Source organism: Paenibacillus piscarius, from assembly GCF_022234545.1.
GTDB classification, from domain to species: Bacteria; Bacillota; Bacilli; order Paenibacillales; family Paenibacillaceae; genus Paenibacillus_AQ; species Paenibacillus_AQ piscarius.
The window spans coordinates 55,276-75,232 of the sequence record NZ_JAIEUI010000026.1; the positions used below are offsets into that span (position 1 = coordinate 55,276).

Here is a 19,957-nt window from a genome sequence, read left to right on the forward strand (position 1 = left end):
CGGGATGCCGGAAGCCGCTTCTGCGTGGTACAATGGACGGACAAGCAGAAAGGATGGGTGAGTATCGTTGAAGTATGATTTTAACCGTATCATTGACCGCCGCAATACCCGTTCCTACAAATGGGATCAATCCGAGAAGCTGTTCGGGGATAAGGATATTCTCCCGCTGTGGGTAGCCGACATGGACTTCGAGAGTCCGCCGGCCGTACAGGAGGCGATTCTGCGCCGGGTGCGGGAAGGCATCTACGGCTACAGTGTGGGGGGCGACTCTTACAAGGAGGCAATTGCGGGCTGGTACCGCAGACGCCATGACTGGGAGATTCAGCCGGACTGGATCTCAGACTCTCCGGGGATTGTCACCTCGCTCAGCTTGTCTGTGGAGCTGTTCAGTAGTCCTGGAGATCAGGTGATTGTGCAGTCGCCGGTATATTATCCGTTCTATGATGTCATCCGCATGAATGACCGTAAGGTGGCGGCGAATGCGCTGAAGCTGGAAGACGGTCATTATGTGATGGACTACGTGCAGCTGGAGGAGCTGATGGCCGGCGGCGCGAAGCTGCTGCTGCTCTGTAATCCGCATAACCCCGGCGGCAGAGTGTGGGAGCGTGAGGAGCTGCTGCGTCTGGGCGAGCTGTGCCTGCGGTACGGGGTAACGGTAATCTCGGATGAGATCCACTGCGACATGATTATGCCCGGACACAAGCATATTCCGTTCGCCTCGCTGTCACCGGAGCTGTCGGATATTACGCTGACCACCCTGGCCGCTACCAAAACCTTCAATCTGCCGGGGCTGCAGACCTCTTATATCGTAACCGCAAGCCCTGAGCTAAAGCGGAAGTTCGATTATAAGATCAAGACGCTCAGCTTGCATATGTCGCCGTTCTTCTCGCCGGAGGCGGTCGAAGCTGCTTATAACGAAGGCGGTGAATGGCTCGATGAGCTGATCCAGCATATCAGCGGCAACGCAGACTATGCGATCCGTTATCTTGCCGAGCATCTGCCGCAGGTGCGGCCGATGCAGCCGGAAGCCACCTATCTGCTGTGGATCGACTGCCGCGCCCTCGGCCTGGATACGGACGGGCTGAAGCAGCTGATGTACCGTGAAGCCAAGGTCGCGTTCAACGAAGGCTCTGTCTTCGGGCCCGAAGGCCAAGGCCATCTGCGGATCAATCTCGCCTGCCCGCGTTCTGTGCTGGTTGAAGCGCTGGAGCGGTTCGTCCGGGCTGCGGCGGCTTATGTGAAATAGATATAGCATACATGTAAGAATTACTGCCGTTTTCTTCTTGAACATTATGTTCGGAGGGGAACGGCTTTTTTCGCGGTATCACGGATAAAAATACATTACAAATCAAAAGTATAATACCTAAATTTGAAGCTTGATGTTATAATAATCGACATAATATGCGGTTTTGCTTGTTTTTACGACAGAAATTCCATACGGGGGCATGTATTCTAACATTGCAGCGATTGGAAAAGGAGGGACAGCAGCCATGCGGATTGCGAAGTGGCCGGAACAGCAGCATCTGTTCGTGCGTTTGATGATACCCTATATTTCATTTATGGTGTTTGCTTTGTGTCTGGGGGGACTCTTCTATAAGCTAACCTACGATGTCGTCAAGGATGAAGTGACCGGCAGCAATATGCAGCTCCTGGAGCAGGTAAAGGAGACGATGGATATCCGCTTATCCGAAATTAACACGATTGCCCTGCAACTGTTGAACGATCCGATGGTGAAGAGCTTTGCCCGTGTCAGCGATCCGTTCAGCAGCACCAGAACCTACAAGGTACTGGAGACCCAGAAGAATCTCTACAGCTATAATACCTCGAACAATTTCGTGCTGGATTACTATCTGATTTTTAAGAACAGCAATTTGGCCCTATCCTCCAATTCCACTTATGAGCTTCCCGCTTTCTACAATTATGTCCTCTCCAGTGCCGGAACCGACTACGAGACCTGGCGGAGCGATCTGTTCAGTACCTACCGCAACCGTGAGGTGATGGCCTCAGGGTCGGCACAGTATCAGGGCAAGTCTTATGACATGCTCACTTACGTGCAGTCACTGGGTTATCCGGGCTCCATTCAGGGGGCGCTGGTCATTCTGGTGGACAACCGCAAGCTGAAGAAGCTGCTCTCGGGAGTGGATGTGTCCGATGGCGGCTGGGTCTCGATTATCGACAATGAAGGCCGGGTGGTGAGCGCGCTGTCCGGGGATGGAACGGTTCCCGATCTGGACCCTGCGGCTTATCCGGCCGCTTCCGGGATTATTGAGGCTTCGGCCAAGACGAACGATATGATGGTGACCTACACCAAGTCTGCTTATAATAAATGGTCTTATGTAGTGGCTCAGCCCCCGCATGTAGTTCTGGGCAAGGTCCTGTCGATCAAAAAAATAACCATCGTTGTCGTCCTGGCGTTCCTGCTGATCGGCTTGTTGCTGGCCTATCTGTTCGCGACCCGCAGCGGTAAGCCGCTCTTCCGCATTCTCTCGACGCTGACAGAGCGTCCCGGCGGCAAGCAGCCCCGGCGGCCCAAGGAGATGTACGGATTCATTCAGCATTCGCTGTCTGCGCTCATTGATAACAATGCGGCCCTGCAGGGCGAAATTGAGCGGCAGGCCCCCCTGCTGCTGGAAAGCTTCTATGAGCGGCTGCTGAAAGGGGAATTCCTCAACCTGAACGAGATCAACACGCTGCTGCGGCATCAGCAGATGGAGATTGCAGGCGAATCCTATGCCGTTGGTATTCTGCATTTCCGCGGGGGGACCCGGGGCATGAGCGCTGACGCGCTGCGCAAGCTGGATGTGGAGCGGGTCCTGATCAAAGAAGCGCTGCGGCTGGCCATGGGCGGGAGCTACTATGTGCATGATGTAGCCGAGGACAAGATTGCCATCCTGTTCGTGGATACCGGCGGGGACAGCATCCGGTTCCGCCGGAGGATTGAAGGCATTATCGGGGATACCGCAGCGGAGATCGGGGAGCGGCTGCCTCTGGGGCTGTATTTCGCCATCGGCGGCTTCCGCGCTTCGCTGCTGGATGTATCCGGCTCCTATGAGGAGGCGCGCCAGTCCCTGTCGTCCATTACCTATGAGGAAATGGTGCAGACCGCCTGGTTCTATGACCTGCCGAGCGAGAACAGCCTGTTCTATTTCCCCGGAGAGGTGGAGAACCGTCTCGGCAATTACACGAAGGCGGGGGAGACGGCAGAGCTGCGCCGGCTGCTGGATTCTCTGTTCCGGGAGAATTTTCAGGAGCGGCACCTGCCGCTGGCGATGCAGCAGCTCTTCTGCTGTGAGATGATCAGCTGCCTGGTGAAGCTGCAGGAGCAGCTGATGCTGCAATACCCGGAGGAGGTAAGCAGCCTGCTCCAGCAGCTGAACGCCACCGGGAATCTGCGCGAGGTCTATCAGCGTGCGGCAGAGATATTCCTCACCATGAGTGAAGAAGCCGACCAGCGCAAGAAGAGCCGCAATGTCAAGCTGCTGGACTCCATTCTCGTCTATATTCAGGAGCAGTTCGGGCAGGCCAATCTCAGCCTGGATGCTGTCGCGGAGCATATGAATATTTCCAAAGGGTATATGTCACAGTTTTTCAAGGAACAGACGGGCACGAATTTCTCGGAATATCTGGAGAATCTGCGGATGAACGAAGCCAAGGCGCTGCTGGCGAACACGGGCCTGCCGATCCGGGAGATCGCCGAGCAGGTTGGTTATCACTCCACGAACACGTTCTGCCGGGCGTTTAAGCGGGACAGCGGACTCAGCGCCACCGCTTTCCGGGAATCCGCAACCGGATGAGGACACAATCTACATTCAATGGGAAGGCCGGGAGACGCTCCTGGTCTTTTTTTCATAACGTATGATGTAATATAAATTAACTTTGAAATAGCGCTGTATTTAGAATTCATACCATTTAATAGAATAAAAAGGCCGAATTCTAATCGAATGCACATCCGAATGGCAACTGCAAAGGCAGATTTCTTAACAAAAGACAACGAAACGTACGATTGACAATTTACGCTCTGACACTCCGGGTCTATGCTGTGGAACAAGGAAGACACACAAACAAGCCACCAGGGGATTGCCCGCAAGTGTGTACCCAAGACAAGCATAAGAGGAGGTGAGAAGTGAATTGAACGACAAGCCCTTCGTCCACAAGCTGATCAAAAGCTGGCAATTGTACGTGCTGATGGCCCTGCCTTTTCTTTATTTAATCATCTTCAAATACGTGCCGATGTACGGAGCCCAGATTGCCTTCAAGGATTTCTCGGTAGTCAAGGGCATTTGGGACAGTGACTGGGCAGGCATGAAGCATTTCAGCCGGTTCGTCAATTCCTACGATTTCTGGCGGATTCTCAGGAACACGCTGATTCTCAGCTTTTACAATCTGATTGCCGGGTTCCCGATCCCGATCCTGCTGGCCCTGGGACTGAATTATCTCCGCAGTATCCGTTTCCGCAAGGCTGTGCAGATGGTAACCTATGCGCCGCATTTTATCTCCATTGTAGTAGTGGTCGGCATCGTGAAGGAGCTGCTGGACCCGCGGATCGGCATTGTGAACAAAATCCTCGGGTTCTTCGGAATCGGGCCGGTCAACTTCATGGGTGAGATTTCGATGTTCTCCTCAATCTATGTCTGGTCGGATGTATGGCAGCATGCCGGCTTCAACTGCATCATCTTTATCGCGGCGCTGGCCAGTATTGATCCTTCACTGCATGAAGCGGCGGTGATGGACGGGGCCACGAAATTCCGCCGCATGTGGCATATCGATCTGCCGGGCATTATGCCGATGGCCATCATCGTGCTTATTCTGAACACCGGCCATATTCTCGATGTCGGCTTTGAGAAGGTGCTGCTGCTGCAGAATCCGATTAACCTGAAGGCGGCCGAGATTATCGACACGTATGTGTACAAGGTCGGCCTGACCTCGCAGGTTGCCAACTATTCGTATTCAACGGCGATCGGACTGTTCAAATCAATTATCAATCTAATTCTGCTGCTGACGGTCAACAAGATCGCGCAAAAAACCAAGCAGGGCAGCTTGTGGTAAAGGAGGCCGACCATGAACACGATTTTCCGCAATGATTCCGCAGCCGACAAGCTGTTTACAGTCCTGAACAACCTGTTTATGGCTTTTCTCTTTCTGGCGGTACTGTATCCGATTGTGTATATCGTCAGTGCCTCGTTCAGCGATTCGCAGGCGGTGGTGTCCGGGGAGGTCTGGCTGTGGCCGGTGCGTCCGAGTCTGGACGGGTACCGAGCGGTTTTTGAGTACAAGCAGGTCTGGGTCGGCTTCGGCAATTCGATTCTCTATACGGTAACCGGAACGCTGGTCAATGTCATCATGACGGTGCTGGCGGCCTACCCGCTGTCCCGCAGAGATTTCTATGGCAAGAACGGCTTCATGCTGCTGTTCATGTTCACCACGATGTTCACAGGCGGCCTTATTCCGAGCTATCTGCTGGTCAAGGATTTGGGGATGCTGGACACGATCTGGTCGATGATTATCCCCGGCGCACTGAGCGTATGGAATGTGATTATCGCCAGAACCTATTTTCAAATGTCGATCCCGCATGAGCTGCTGGAGGCGGCACAACTAGACGGCTGTAACGATTTCCAGTTTGTTTGGAGGGTGGTTATCCGTCTATCGGGTCCGATCCTTGCGGTCATCACACTCTACTACGCCGCCGCGAACTGGAACCAGTATTTCAATGCCATGCTGTATTTAAAAAGCCAGGACCATTACCCGCTCCAGCTGGTGCTCAAGGATATCCTGGTCAAAAATGATGTGGATGTCGGCATGCTCTCAGGCGATCCCCAGGATGCGGCCAAACGCGAGGCGATGAAGACGCTGCTGAAGTATTCGCTGATTGTTATTTCTTCTTTTCCGCTGCTGGTGTTCTATCCCTTCGTTCAGAAATACCTGGTCAAGGGCGTTATGGTAGGTTCACTCAAAGGATAAATAAAGGGGGACTATATTATGAAATTTAAGGCGGTCGCAACACTACTGGTTGGAGTGAGTATGCTGGGCAGTATTCTCAGCGCATGCAGCAGCAATACGAACAGCAGCAATGGAGCAGCATCAGGGAATGGAGGAGCGGCGCAGCAGGCCGTTACAGAGGCAGGGCAGTTCCCGATTGTCGAGGAGAAAATCACGCTCCGTGTCATGACCGGGGCCAATCCGGCCGTCGAGGATTTCGATACGAATGAGTTCACCAAATATTTCGAAGAGCTGACGAATATCCATGTAGAGTGGGAGATTGTCCCGACCAGTACGGTGACCGAGAAGCTGAATCTGGCGCTGGCCAGCGGTGATCTGCCGGATGTGATTATGACGATGAATGTGACGCCTGAACAGCAGGCCCTCTATGGACAGCAGGGCGTGCTGCTCCCGCTGAATGATTATATTGAGAAATACGGGGTGAATACGAAAAAAATGTTCGCGGAAAGCCCGCTGGTAGAGTCAACGATCACCTCAGCGGACGGCAACATCTACGCGCTCCCGGCACCGAATGAATGCTACCACTGCTCGATGCGCCAGAAGCTCTGGATCTACGAGCCGTGGCTGAAGAAGCTGAATCTGGAGATGCCGACCACGACGGAGGAATTCTATGAGGTGCTGAAGGCCTTCAAAACCCAGGATCCTAACGGCAACGGCATCGCGGATGAAATTCCGTTCTCCGGTGCGCCGCAGGTGAATCAGACGTCTACGCTCACGACCAGCGTTGAGAACTTCCTGATGAACTCCTTCACCTATGCGCCGTTCACCCGGATCTATGTCAATGACGAGGGCAAGGTGGATGTGCCGTTCAATAAGGAAGGCTGGAAGGAAGGGCTGAAGTATCTGAACCGCCTGTACAGCGAGGGGCTGATGGACCCGCAGGCCTTGACACGCGATGCCGCCCAGCTCGTGCAGCTGGGGGAGAATCCGGATGTGCCGATCCTGGGAGCCGCCTCCGGTCCGAATATGAGTGCTATGACCCAGCTGAACGGTTCAAGCGGCAGATGGCTGGAGTATGTAGCGGTAGCTCCGCTCAAAGGTCCTGATGGCGTGCAGGTCACGCAGTATGATCCATATCAGGTAGCCCCGGGACAATTCGTTATTACTAACAAGGCCAAGAACCCGGAAGCCGCCTTCCGCTTCGCCGATGCCCTGTATGACCGGGAGATTACGCTCCGCTCCACGATCGGTGAGCCGGATGTGGACTGGAGATGGGCCAAGGCTGACGAGATCGGCCTGAACGGCAAGCCCGCTGTCTATATGGACATGTCCAAATTCGGGGTGACCCAGAACAAGCAATGGTCGCAGACAGGTATCGCTTACCGTCCCAACTCACTGCGCCTTGGCCTGGTAGCGAACCCGGATAACCCGCTGGACAGCATCCTGTATAACGAGACCAAGGAGAAATATGAGCCGTACCGGGTGGATGTCGAGACGGTGCTGCCGCCGATCAACTTCACGGTGGACCAGTCCTCCGAGATCGCCGATCTCTCCAAAACGATCTACGATTACACCAGTGAAATGATGGCCCGCTTCATTATCGGCGATGCTGATATTAATACCGGGTGGGATCAATATCTGGCTACACTGGACAGCATGAACCTGAGCCGTTATCTGGAGATCAATCAAGAGGCCTACGAAACCTACAAGTCGGCTACGGGAAAATAATACTTCAGCCTGCAGCTGCCCGGATTCTGGGCAGCTGCAGATTTAACACGCCCACAATACAAGAATCGGCAGGAGGACACTCATGACTACACTGGAATTCACCGTCCCGGATCACTGGAAATGGTTCACCGACAGCCGTTACGGAATGTTCATTCACTGGGGGCCATACGCGCAGTATGGCCGCGGGGAGCAGATTCTGTTCCGCGAGCATCTGCATCAGCGGGAATATGCTATGCAGGCTGCTGCCTGGAATCCGCAGCATTTCGATCCTGAGCTATGGGCGGCGACGGCAGTGAAGGCCGGCTTCAAATATGCCTGCTTCACGACAAGGCATCATGACGGCTACTGCATGTGGGACAGCGTCTACACCGATTATTCCAGCGCGAAGCTGGCTCCCCGGCGCGACTTCGTCCGCGAATATGTGGATGCCTTCCGCAAGGCAGGGCTGCGGATCGGGCTCTACTATTCCTGGATTGACTGGAGGCTGCCCGCTTATTTCGACGGCCCGGCCAAGGACCCGGAGGGCTGGGAGAAGGTGCGGAATTATCTGCATAACCAGGTGAAGGAGCTGCTCACTAATTACGGACAGATCGATCACTTCTTCTTCGACGGCGTATGGCCGCGCAATGCCGATGAGCTGCAGAGTGTGGAGCTGCTGGAGGAGATGCGCCGGCTGCAGCCGGGCATCCTGGTCAACAACCGGCTGGGCTACTCCAGCGCTCACGATGAATACCGCGCAGACGGCGGCGTGGGTGCGGGCGACTCGGACACACTTGGGGACTTCGGAACCCCGGAGCATCTGATCGTAGCCGACCGCAAGCGCTTGTGGGAATCTTGCCAGGTGAGCACCTGGCGGCTCTGGAGCCATGTATTCGGCGAGCGCTGGCGTCCGGCCGATTATCTGCTGGATATGCTCTGCGAATGTGCGGAGAAGGGCGGGGCCCACGGCGGCAATCTGCTGCTGAACTGCGGTCCGACAGCGGATGGCGAGCTGCCGCCGGAATTCGTGGAGCGGGCGCTGGATATCGGCCGCTGGCTGGAGGTGCACGGGGAAGCGATCTACGGCTCGGACGGCGGCTCCATCACCGAATTCATTACCAGAGGCCGGCAAACTACTCGCGGCAACAATCTGTATCTGATCTTCCGCTTCTGGGATGGACGGCCTGAGCTGCGGCTGGCGGATCTGACCAGTAAGGTGAAGTCGGTAACCCTGCTGACTACGGGACAGACGCTGGAGTTCGAGCAGCAAGGTGCGGAGTTATTCATTAAAGGGCTGCCTGCGGAAGCGCCGTCCCGCCTGTTCCCGGTGATCCGTGTGGAATGTGAGGGGAAGCCTGAAGCCAATCAGTGGGGCCGCGAGCGTCTGTGGGAAGGCGATCCGGCCCGGGTGGCGGAATGGGCGCGCAGCCAGCGCGGCACCTCGGTCTATACGGACGGAATCGAACGGTAATCAGGTCTCTGGTGTGCACCCTGCTGCGGGTAGCGGACAGAGGATCAGCCACAATAGTGGAACCAAAGGAGAGAATAGCATGGGCAAGGTAGAGCAGCGGCTGCAAGAAAAGGGAATTGTACTGGGAAAGGTGCCTCCGGCTGTAGCGACCTATGTGCCTGCCCGGCAGGCAGGCAATGTCGTCTATACCTCGGGCAATGACTGCCGTATTAACGGAACGCTGATGCTGACGGGGAAGGTAGGCTCCGATCTGACCGTGGAGCAGGGGTATGCTGCCGCCCGGCAGGTGGCAGTCAATCTGCTGGCTGTGCTCAAGGAGCACCTGGGGGAGCTGGACCGGATTAAGCAGGTGGTGAAGATGCTGGCCTTTGTCAATTCGGCACCGGGCTTCACGGAGCAGCCGTATGTCATCAACGGCGCGTCTGATCTGCTGGTAGAGGTGCTGGGCGACAAAGGCAGACATGCCCGTTCGGCGCTGTCGGCCAATGAGCTGCCCTTTGACACCCCTGTGGAGATTGAGCTGATTGTAGAGGTTACAGAAGCATGAGCCTCTACGCAGAGCTGCCGACACCTGCTGTAATTATTGATATGGATATTATGCAGCGCAACATTGACGGGATGGCCCGGCGGCTGAAGGCCTGCGGAATTCAACACCGCCCGCATATCAAATCGCATAAATCGGCGGCGATTGCCCAGATGCAGCTTGCGGCAGGGGCCATCGGCATTACGACAGCCAAGCTGGCGGAGGCTGAGGTGTTTGCCGCCGCAGGTGTGGAGCCGATTCTGATTGCTTATCCGCTGATCGGTGCGGATAAGCTGGAGCGGTTCGCTGCGCTGCACATGAAGTGCAGGGTGATCACTACGGTTGACAGCCTCTCTGGAGCTGAAGGTCTGTCGGAAGTCGGCCTGCGGACCGGGAAGCCGATTGAAGTGCTGATTGAAATCGACGGCGGGCTGCACCGGGGCGGCCGGCAGGCCGGCGAAGACGCCCGGCAGTTTGCTTTAACGGTCCAGGCATTGCCGGGCATCCGCATCTCCGGGCTGATGGGGTATTTCGGGACGATCTATCAGAATAGAGGCGAGGCGGCTTTCAGCGAAGCTGCCCGTGCGGAAGCTGCGCTGATGCTGGAGACTGCCGCGCTGTTCAGAGAGGCCGGGCTGCCGGTGGATATCATCAGCACCGGTTCTTCGCCCGCTGCCCTGATGTGCCGGGAGCTTAACGGGGTGACGGAGGTGCGTGCGGGGAACTATGTGTTGTGGGATGCCTCCGGTGTGGGGATGGGGCTTGCTTCTGAAGAGGATTGCGCACTGCGCGTGATTGCGACTGTAGTCAGCACCCCTCTGCCCGGGCGGGCGACGATCGATGCCGGAACCAAGAGCCTGACCAGCGACAAGGCCCACGGGCGTGACGGCTTCGGAATCATTGTGGGGTATCCGGAGGTTAGGCTGGCTGCACTGAACGAGGAGCACGGCTTCCTCCAGTATGACCCGCTTGCTGAGCTGTTTCAGATCGGGGACCGGGTTGAGATTATCCCGAACCATTCCTGCGTCATTCCGAATCTTCATGACCGTGTAGCCGGTGTCCGTAACGGCCGGTGGGCGGAATGGATTGCGGTGGATGCCCGGGGTTGCAATACGTGACGGCGGGCTGGCCGGCAGGGGAGAACTTTCGTTCGAAGCGAAGATTCAGTGTGCTCCTAACGGACCTGAGAGACCCTATTCCCAGGAAAACGCCACTTTTTGCGGTTTAGCAGACTGAGTGGACCTTAACATCTCTTTACGAGATGTTTAAGAGTAGAAATTCCAAGAATAAGCACCATGGGGTCCGTTACTTTGCCCAAGTGGTGATTTTCATCCGGGATAAGCGCGTCTCAGTCCGTTACGCCGGGCCAAACGCCTTAACAAACAACTCCCATCTTTATCTGGGAACGGCACTTGAAGGGGGGAGCTCCATTCCTGTACTCCTTCAGGCATTATAGAACTAAACCAGCATGGAAGATGACATGAAGGATGACAGAAATGACTGGTATGGAAAAGGAGCGTGGCCTTTCTATGGGACAGGTGGAGATCGATCCCGCAGAAATTACCCGGGTACTGCAGGAACTGGTGGCGATTCCAAGCGTTAATCCGGCCTTTGAAGGGGGCTGCGGAGAGGCGGGGGTCGCTGAGTATGTGAAGCGGTACCTTACGGAGCAAGGAATTCCCTACACCGAGCAGCCTGTCCAGCCTGGCCGCAGCAACATTATAGGGATGCTTCCGGGGACAGAGCCGGGTCCGGCTCTGCTGCTGGAGGCGCATATGGATACCGTTCAGACCACAGGGATGATCATTGAACCGTTCGCTGGTACCGTGATGGACGGGAGGCTGTACGGGCGCGGTGCCTGCGATACCAAGGGCTCGCTGGCGGCGATGCTGGTCGCCATGGCAACGCTGAAGCGCAGCGGCCTGCCGTTGCCGGTGGGTGTACATCTCGCGGCTGTCGTAGATGAGGAATACCGGTATACCGGCGTCAGCAGGCTGGCAGCTGCAATCAGCGCAGGGGAGCTGAGCTATTGCGGAGCCGTTGTCGGGGAGCCGACGGGCTTGCACCGGGTAACCGCCCATAAGGGCTGTGTCCGGTTCTACATTGATGTGCACGGCAAGCCCGGCCATAGCTCCGAGCCGGATACAGGCGTCAATGCAATTGAGCAGATGGCCGGGGTGATCCGTTATCTGAAGGAAGAGATTGCCCCTGCCTATGCGCTCCAGAAGCATCCGCTTACTGGAGCACCGACGCACTGCATCAGTGAGATTAGCGGCGGAGCTGCGCCCAATACCATACCGGGCAGCTGCCGTATTACCGTTGACCGGCGGACCGTTCCAGGCGAGGAGCCGCTGGAGGTCTGGCAAGGCTTCAAGGAGAAGCTGCAGGAGCTGGAGCGCCATACGCCGGGATTGCAGCTTACCGTACAGAAGCCGTTCATTATCGACTATGCGCTGGAGACCTCCGGCAGCCATCCGCTGGTGCGCCAGCTGGCTGCGGCGGTTGCTCAGTTTGCGGAAGGCCGCCAGGAGTATGGGGCCGCTTATGGAACGGATGCCAGCAAGCTGGCCCGTGCTGGCGTACCGGCGGTTGTTTTTGGCCCCGGGCAGATCAGCCTGGCGCATACGGAGGACGAATGGGTGCCAGTCGAGGAGTTAGTCTCCGCAGCTTCGGCGCTTGCCGGGCTGGTACTACATTATAGAAGGGATGGGATGTGACATGAGTATAGTCAAAATAGGCATCGTGGGGGTAGGCACCATCTCCGAGCTTCATCTGAATGCATACCGGAGTAACCCGCATGTGCAGATTTGCGCGGTATGCGATCTGAATGAGGAGCGGGCTAAGCAGGCCGCCGACAAGTATGGGGCGACCAAGACCTACACCAGCTACCAGGAGATGTTCGCGCATGCGGGCATTGATGCGGTCAGCATCTGCACCTGGAACAACACCCATGAGGACATCGCCGTTGCGGCCGTTCAGGCCGGAATCGACGTGCTGCTGGAGAAGCCGCTGACCACCACCGTTGAATCGGCGCTGCGGATGGAAGAAGCCGTGAACAAGTCGGGGCAGATTCTGCAGGTAGGCTATGTGCGGCGGTACGACAATAACGCGCAGCTTGTCAAGCAGTTCACAGAACTTGGGGAATTCGGCTCCTTCTACTATGCCCGCGCCTCCAGCATCCGCCGGATCGGCAATCCCGGCGGCTGGTTCGCGGACAGGTCGCGTTCCGGCGGCGGGCCTGTCATTGATATCGGCGTTCATGTCGTGGATCTGTGCTGGTATCTGATGGGCCGGCCCAAGGTGAAGTCTGTCTCCGCCAATACGTACTATCAGCTCGGCAACCGTGCGAATGTACAGCATCTGGCCGCTTACCGGGCTGCTGATTATGATGCTGCCGCGAGCTCGGTCGAGGATATGGCCAATGCGCTGATCCGCTTCGAGGGCGGGGCTTCCCTGATGCTTGATGCCAGCTTCACCCTCCATGCCAAGGAGAACAAGACAGCGATTCAGCTTTATGGGGACAAAGGCGGTGTTGAAGTCGACCCGGTGTTGTCCTTCACCACAGAGCGGAATAATACCATACTCAATACCACACCGCAGACGACACATCCCGGATTTCATCTGGATTCTGCCTTCCAGAATGAGATTGACCATTTCATTGAATGTGTGCAGCAGCGCCGTGAGCCGCTGAGTCCGGTAGCGGACGGCGTAGAGATCATGCGTATGCTGTGCGGGATATACGAATCGGCGGAGCTTGGGAAGGAAATTATTTTTTGAAGGAGTGATCATCGTATGAAGCTTGGCGTCAGCACTTACAGCTTATATAAAGCGATTCAGAGCGGAGAGATGGATGTTCTGGATGTTATCGAATGGACGGCAGCGGCAGGCGGGGAGCATGTGGAGCTCGTGCCGATCGGCTTCGATCTGCACCAGCAGGACGGACTTGCCGAACGAATCCGCACCAAAGCGGATGAATGCGGCATCGCGCTGTCCAATTATGCGGTCCGCGGCAATCTGATTACAGACAGTGAAGCGGCCTATCAGGCCGAGCTGGCCCGGCTGAAGACGGAGGTGGACATGGCGGCCCGGCTCGGCGTGAAGCTGCTGCGCCATGATGCGGCCACCCATCCGGATACCTCCATCAGGCATTACCGGAGGCAGTTCGCCCGGCTGACGGAAGGCTGCCGGGAGATTGCCGATTACGCGGCAGGCTTCGGCATTACCACCAGTGTGGAGAACCACGGCTATTTCCTGCAGACCAGCGACCGTGTGCTCGGACTGGTGGATGCCGTCGACCGGGACAACTTCCGCACCACACTGGATGTAGGCAATTTCGTATGTGCAGATGAGGACCCGCTGGCGGCCGTCCTGAAGAATGCACCGTATGCTTCCATGGTGCATTTCAAGGATTTCTACATACGGCCGGGAGACCGTGATCCCGGCGGCGGCTGGTTCCGCAGCGCCGCCGGGCGTTATCTGCTGGGTGCCGTTGCCGGGCATGGCGATCTGGAGCTGGCGGCTATTACAGCGGCCGTCAAGAACTCCGGCTACGACGGATATATCTCCATCGAATTTGAAGGGCGCGAGGAATGCAAGGCAGGAACGCAGCTGGCGCTGGAGAACGTCCGTAAGCTGTGGGAGCAGGCATAGGCGAGCGCTTCGCTCCCTGCCAAACGATAAGAAACGGGGATGGATATGAACATACTGGTATTTTACGACGATACATTTCCTTATTCGGGTGACAGGCCATCCCGCAGCATTCTTGAAGGAATTGGTCAATGGGCCACGGTGTCGGATGCGTCTAATCTGGCGGAATACCTCCGGGCCGGCGGATGGGATGCGCTGGTTCAGCTGCATGGCCCCTATTTCCCGAAGGCAGCGTGGAATGAAATCCATGCGTATCTGCTGGGCGGCGGCGGGCTGCTGCATACCGGCGGGGTTCCGTTTCGTGAGCCGGTGTCGGTGTCAGCAGGAGCCGGCGGCTGGAAGGTGGAGCGTCCGCAGGTGGCTTACCACCAGCTGCTGAACATTCATGATGCGCTGGCCGTCAGCCCGGCTCCGGTCGCTACCTTCAAGGCTTCCTCCGAATACCCGCTGCTGGAGAATTACGAGGAGCTGTTCACAGTCAAACCTACCTGGGGACTGACGCTGCACCCCACCAAGACCAGCGATATCCCCGAGGAGATGGGCGCCTGCGGCCCGATGGATATGTTTATCTATCCGCTGCTGACCGGGGTGGACCGTACCGGTCGGGAGCGCTCCGCTCCGGTTGTTCTGCTGGAGCTGTATAAGGGGGACTATGCCGGGAGCCGGTGGATATTGATCAACCAGGAGCTGGATGAACATTTTTGGAGCAAGGAAGGGGCTGCCCTGCTTCGCGAGCTGGCGGAGTATACCGCCCAAGGCGCAACAGAAATATGGCTGAAGAGCAGCTTCGCCTCCTATGAGCCGGGAGAGCAGGCGCTCTTGACCTTGCAGCTGCAAGCGTTATCGCGTACTTCTGCGCCGGAGGCTAAATGGCAGTTCAGGCTGGAGGTCAGCCGGGACGGAAGCGACGATGTGCTGTGGGCAGCGCAGGCTGAGCTGAACGCCGGACCGGCCGCACCGGATTTGCAGTTTGTGCGTTTGCCGGTTCCGCTGCGGCTGGAGCCTGGCCTGTACCGTGTACACTGTGCTGCGGAATCCTCGCGCGGTGAACGGCGGATGCTGAAGCAGGCCTTCTGGGGAATGGACCGGGCGCTTCTGCAGAGCGGGGAGCCGCTGCGCGCGGGCCGCGATTATTTCACCCGGTGCGGCAAACCGGTGCCGATCGTAGGCATGACCTACATGACCTCGGATGTCTCACGGAAATTCCTGCAGCTGCCGAATGTGGAGCGGTGGGAGGCGGATATGGCGGAGATGAAGCGGGCCGGGATCAATCTGCTCCGCACCGGAATCTGGACCGGGTACCGGATGATCATGTTCGCGGACGGCCATGCCGCCGAAGATGTGCTGCGTGCGGTGGATGCCTTCGTACTGACCGCCAAGCGCCATGAGCTGGAGGTAACGTTCACCTTCTTCTCCTTCGCGCCGGAGGCGTGGGAAGGGGAGAATCCTTATCTGGACCCGCGGTCTGTCGAGGCCCAGAAACGGTTCATTGCCTCCATCGTCTCCCGCCAGAAAGGGACAACCAATGTGCACTGGGACCTGATCAATGAGCCGTCGCTGTTTCACCCGCGCCGTGTATTTGAAGGGCCGTACACAGCCGGAGACCGCTTCGAGCAGGCGTCATGGAGCGAGTGGCTGAGGGTAAAATATAACAATGACATCGCTGCGCTTCAGGAGTGCTGGAATATGACGCCCGGCCAGCTGCCTTCCTTCGAGGCAGCCCAGGCGCCGGACCCGAATGACACGTACTTCCAGAGTGTAGTGCAGCCGAAGAAGTGGCTGCGCTGGACGGATTATTCCTTGTTCAGCATGGATATGCATAACCGCTGGGCCTCCGCGCTGATCGCCACGATCCGCCGCTCTGACCCGGCCCACCTGGCAACCGTGGGCCAGGATGAGGGCATCTGCTCGCAGCGGCCGTCCCCGTTCTTCTATGCGGAGACGGTGGATTATACAACGGTGCATACCTGGTGGCAGATGGATCACCTCGGCTGGGACGGGATCTTCACCAAGACGCCGGATAAGCCGAATCTGATTCAGGAGACCGGCATTATGCATGTCCAGCGTCCCGACGGTATCGCCAAGCGGACGGAAGAGGAGCTGCGCAACATTCTGGAGCGCAAATACGCTTATTCCTTCTCGACAGGCGGTGCGGGTGCGGTGCAGTGGATCTGGAACACCAATTACTTCATGAATAACGCCAATGAGTCCAATATCGGCGCCTTGCGTGCCGACGGCACCCAGAAGCCGGAGGCGGATGTGTCCTATGATTTCGGCAGCTTCATGGCGGAGATCGCCGGGCTGTTCGAGTCGCGGGAGCTGGAGGAGATTGCGGTGGTCTACCCGTTCTCGAATGATTTCTCGAACCGCAAGCTGGCCTTCGAGGCTACCACCCAGGCCGTGCGGGTATTGGCCTTCGGCATGAATGTACACCCGCGCGGAATCGGCGAATATCATCTGGAGGCCTTGCAGCGCCATCCGGCGAAGCTGATTATCGTGCCAAGCGCGCATAACTTCGCAGATGAAGCCTTCAGTCAGCTGCTGGAGCTGGCCCGGGAGGGCAGTACCGTGCTATGGAGCGGCCCGCTGCGGCTGGATGAGCATTGGGGACCCGCTGGTGAGCGTCTGCGTGAGGAGCTGGGCGCGCTTGAGCATGGCAATATCCTGCGCGAGGAGATGCTGAAGATAGGCGGGGAGCATTTCCCGGTAGCCTTTGGCCAGAAGAAGATCGGCGCTCTGGCCGTGGAACGGCCCGCCGGAAGCCGCGGAGTGCAGGGAGTGCGGGAAGTGCAGGGAGTACAGGAAGCCCAAGAGGTGCAGGGTGCGCAGGAAGTGCTGGAGGTTGCCATTGGTGCGGGCAAATTCCTGTACTGCCCGCTGCCCGTGGAGCTGAATGAGCGCTGGGAGCCGATTCAGGCGCTGTATGCCTCAGCAATAAGCGCCGCCGGCATCGAGCCGGAGCTGGACTGGCTGCAAGGGGGAGAGCTGCCGGGCGTTTACGGGCGCAAGCTGGCTTTTGCGGGCGGGAGCCTGTACATCTTCGTGTCCGAATTCGGCAGCGATGCCGGGATTAAGGTGAGTGATCCTAAGCACGGTACAACGTATGCCTTCACGCTGGAGCGGGAGCGGACTGTGATGTTCGCCGTCGGTCTGGACGGGCAGTTGCTTGCAGTCTACCGTCCGCAGCAGGTGCAAATCCGGGTGGATTTGCCGTAAACTGGAGACATCGAGCGAAGAGAAAGGGTGAACGATAATGAGGTTGGGCTTATCCAACAAAATCGGTGTGATCGCCGACAGCTTCGGCCGGGATTTGCGCAGCAATCTGCGGATGGCCAAGGAGATCGGAGCAGAAGGTGTTCAGCTCTGGGCGATTCAGGGCGAGATGGACCCGGCCGGACTGACGGCGCAGGACCGCAAGGCGATCAGGACTTATCTGGCGGAGCTGAAGCTTGAGCTGTCTGCGCTTTGTGCAGATTACGGCGGCCAGGGCTTTAAGAATCCGGCGGAGAACGGCTGGAAAATCAGCAGGTCGAAGCAGGCGCTCGACCTTGCGCTGGATTTGGGCTGCCATATCGTTACGACACATATCGGAATTGTGCCGGAGGACCCCGGCGCTCCGGAATATGCGGTGTTGCAGGAGGCTTGCAATGAGCTGGCGGTATATGCTTCCGAACGCGGCGGTTATTTCGCCATTGAGACAGGGCCGGAGCCTGCCGCCCGGCTGAAGTCCTTCCTGGATTCGCTTGACGCCAAGGGAGTCGCCGTAAACTTCGACCCGGCAAATATGGTCATGGTGACAGGCGATGACCCGGTCCAGGGGGTCTACACTTTGCGGGACTATATCGTGCATACGCATGTCAAAGACGGTGTGAGACTGCGCGAGATCGATCCGCATGAGGTATATGGCGTGCTGGATCATGAACGGATTGCCGTGATGGGGGAAGGCGGAGCGGGCTTCCGTGAGGTTCCTCCGGGAGAGGGGAGTGTGGATTTCCCCGCTTATTTCGCCGCCCTCCAGGATATTGGGTATAAGGGATATCTGACTGTGGAGCGAGAAGTCGGCAACCGCCCCGAAGAAGACATCGCCGCCGCCGTGAGATTTATCAGACAGTTCCGGTAAGCGTGGCAGGCATCCGGCGGAGATGGTGATAAAGAAACTGCCTGGAAGAAGCAATATTGTGTTCAACCATAAGAACAGCGGCGCTCTCTTCCGTATGAGCCAGCCGCTGTTTTTGTTGCAGTGAAAATTGGGCGGTGCGGGGGCGTGTTGGGGCAAATGTAATCGAAAAACCGATTACATTGAGCGCTGCGGAGGCACGTTGGCGGAATGTAATCGAAAAACCGATCACATTCGGCGCTGCGGAGGCGCGTGGGCGGAATGTAATCGAAAAACCGATCACATTCGGCACTGCGGAGGCACGTTGACGGAATGTAATCGAAAAACCGATTACATTGGGCGTGGCGGAGTCACGTGGGCGAAATGTATGCGAAAAACAGTATACACCGCACCTTTAGCCAAGTGTAGACGTCTAGACTAAACACTATTTACTCTATTAATCCATATTGAGCAGCTGGTAGCCCCATGATAAGATGAGCAGTGCGGCTAAGCTGAGAGAGTAAAGTAAATAGAGAGCAGGAGAGATACAGATGAGCACCAACGTAACTAGAATCATCATTGATTGTGACACAGGAATAGACGACGCACTGGCCATATTGTATGCGCTCCGGGCACCGGGTGTGGTGGTCGAAGGGATTACGACGGTGTTCGGCAACATAGATGTGCAGCAGGCGGCGGATAACACGCTGCGGCTGCTTGAGCTAGCGGCTCCGGGCTATGAAATCCCGGTAGCGCTTGGCGCTTCACGGGCACTGGTGCGCGAGCTAACCGGCTTCTCCACCCATGTCCACGGGGAAAATGGCATTGGCGGCGTTCAGCTGCCCCCTTCCCGGCAGGTGCCTGTTCAAGAGACAGCAGCAGAGTTCATCGTGCGGATGGCGGATACGAATCCCGGAGAGCTGGTATTGGTCACGCTCGGACGGCTGACGAACCTGTCGCTGGCATTGGAACTGGACCCGCAGCTAACCTCCAAGCTGAAGAAGGTGGTGGTGATGGGCGGCACGGTCTTTAAGCCGGGCAACGTCACGCCGGTAGCCGAAGCCAATCTGTGGGGCGACCCGGATGCGGCTGACCGTGTATTCACCTCAGGACTGCCTGTAATGATGATCGGGCTGGATGTGACACTTCAGACGCGGATTACATCTGAGCATGTGGAGCTGCTGAAGCGGCATGGACGTGAAGAGAACAAGGCGGTCATCGATTTCATGGAAGAGTCACTGGCGTATTATTTTAAATTTTACCGTGAGGCGAACTATCTGATTAACAGCGCTCCGCTGCATGATCCGCTGGCCCTGATGGCTGCCCTGCAGCCGGATCTGGTCACCTGCCGCCGGATGAAGGTCCGGGTAGAGCACCAAGGGGCGTTCACCTCCGGAATGGTCGTAGCCGATCTGCGGGCACAGCCCAAAGAAGGCGAGTTCATCGAAGTGGCGGTAGAGGTGGATGTTGAGCGGGCGGTTGGTGTCTTTTTAAGTGCGTTTATGTAGGTGTTAAAAGAACCCCGGACGGCTGAATCTGTGATGGTTACAGAAATTGGTCGAGAAAGTCTACTCCT

The 19,957-nt window shown here is 57.1% G+C and carries 15 protein-coding genes; 14 read left to right on the plus strand and 1 reads right to left on the minus strand.

What is annotated here, in order from left to right; translation table 11 throughout:
* Window positions 1–67 precede the first annotated feature (67 nt).
* From K1558_RS28500 to K1558_RS28560, 13 genes are all read left to right on the plus strand, one after another.
* A complete protein-coding gene (locus K1558_RS28500) occupies window positions 68–1,246 on the plus strand; it encodes a MalY/PatB family protein (RefSeq protein WP_238655367.1) in 1,179 nt (392 codons plus the stop codon).
* A 244-nt stretch (window positions 1,247–1,490) separates the two neighbouring features.
* A complete protein-coding gene (locus K1558_RS28505; RefSeq protein WP_238655368.1) occupies window positions 1,491–3,794 on the plus strand; it encodes a helix-turn-helix domain-containing protein in 2,304 nt (767 codons plus the stop codon).
* A 334-nt stretch (window positions 3,795–4,128) separates the two neighbouring features.
* On the plus strand, window positions 4,129–5,046 hold the full coding sequence (locus tag K1558_RS28510; RefSeq protein ID WP_238655369.1) for an ABC transporter permease: 918 nt from the start codon (window positions 4,129–4,131) through the stop codon (window positions 5,044–5,046).
* Between the two features lie 12 nt (window positions 5,047–5,058).
* Window positions 5,059–5,958 (plus strand): carbohydrate ABC transporter permease, encoded by a 900-nt coding sequence (locus tag K1558_RS28515; RefSeq protein ID WP_238655370.1) that lies wholly within the window; start codon window positions 5,059–5,061, stop codon window positions 5,956–5,958.
* Window positions 5,959–5,976: 18 nt separating this feature from the next.
* Window positions 5,977–7,665, plus strand: coding sequence for an ABC transporter substrate-binding protein (locus tag K1558_RS28520; RefSeq protein ID WP_238655371.1), 1,689 nt, complete (start codon window positions 5,977–5,979; stop codon window positions 7,663–7,665).
* Window positions 7,666–7,747: 82 nt separating this feature from the next.
* On the plus strand, window positions 7,748–9,115 hold the full coding sequence (locus K1558_RS28525) for an alpha-L-fucosidase (protein ID WP_238655372.1): 1,368 nt from the start codon (window positions 7,748–7,750) through the stop codon (window positions 9,113–9,115).
* A 79-nt stretch (window positions 9,116–9,194) separates the two neighbouring features.
* Entirely contained in the window at window positions 9,195–9,662 is a 468-nt protein-coding gene (locus tag K1558_RS28530; protein ID WP_238655373.1) for a RidA family protein, read from the plus strand.
* Window positions 9,659–10,756 (plus strand): alanine racemase, encoded by a 1,098-nt coding sequence (locus K1558_RS28535; RefSeq protein ID WP_238655374.1) that lies wholly within the window; start codon window positions 9,659–9,661, stop codon window positions 10,754–10,756. Before K1558_RS28530 ends, K1558_RS28535 begins: the two co-directional genes overlap by 4 nt.
* A gap of 378 nt (window positions 10,757–11,134) precedes the next feature.
* Window positions 11,135–12,355 carry a M20 family metallopeptidase gene (locus K1558_RS28540; protein WP_238655375.1) on the plus strand — a complete coding sequence of 407 codons (1,221 nt, stop codon included), beginning with the start codon at window positions 11,135–11,137 and terminating at the stop codon, window positions 12,353–12,355.
* A 1-nt stretch (window position 12,356) separates the two neighbouring features.
* Window positions 12,357–13,415 carry a Gfo/Idh/MocA family protein gene (locus tag K1558_RS28545; RefSeq protein ID WP_238655376.1) on the plus strand — a complete coding sequence of 353 codons (1,059 nt, stop codon included), beginning with the start codon at window positions 12,357–12,359 and terminating at the stop codon, window positions 13,413–13,415.
* A gap of 15 nt (window positions 13,416–13,430) precedes the next feature.
* Window positions 13,431–14,288 carry a sugar phosphate isomerase/epimerase family protein gene (locus tag K1558_RS28550; RefSeq protein WP_238655377.1) on the plus strand — a complete coding sequence of 286 codons (858 nt, stop codon included), beginning with the start codon at window positions 13,431–13,433 and terminating at the stop codon, window positions 14,286–14,288.
* Between the two features lie 45 nt (window positions 14,289–14,333).
* Entirely contained in the window at window positions 14,334–17,501 is a 3,168-nt protein-coding gene (locus K1558_RS28555; RefSeq protein ID WP_238655378.1) for a glycoside hydrolase 5 family protein, read from the plus strand.
* A gap of 37 nt (window positions 17,502–17,538) precedes the next feature.
* Window positions 17,539–18,405, plus strand: coding sequence for a sugar phosphate isomerase/epimerase family protein (locus tag K1558_RS28560; protein ID WP_238655379.1), 867 nt, complete (start codon window positions 17,539–17,541; stop codon window positions 18,403–18,405).
* Here K1558_RS28560 and K1558_RS28565 read toward each other — a convergent pair.
* Entirely contained in the window at window positions 18,389–18,694 is a 306-nt protein-coding gene (locus K1558_RS28565; RefSeq protein WP_238655380.1) for a hypothetical protein, read from the minus strand. The two genes, K1558_RS28560 and K1558_RS28565, sit on opposite strands and share 17 nt — an antisense overlap.
* Window positions 18,695–18,932: 238 nt before the next feature.
* Between K1558_RS28565 and K1558_RS28570 the strand changes: the two genes are divergently transcribed.
* Entirely contained in the window at window positions 18,933–19,889 is a 957-nt protein-coding gene (locus K1558_RS28570; RefSeq protein WP_238655381.1) for a nucleoside hydrolase, read from the plus strand.
* The last annotated feature ends 68 nt before the right edge of the window (window positions 19,890–19,957 follow it).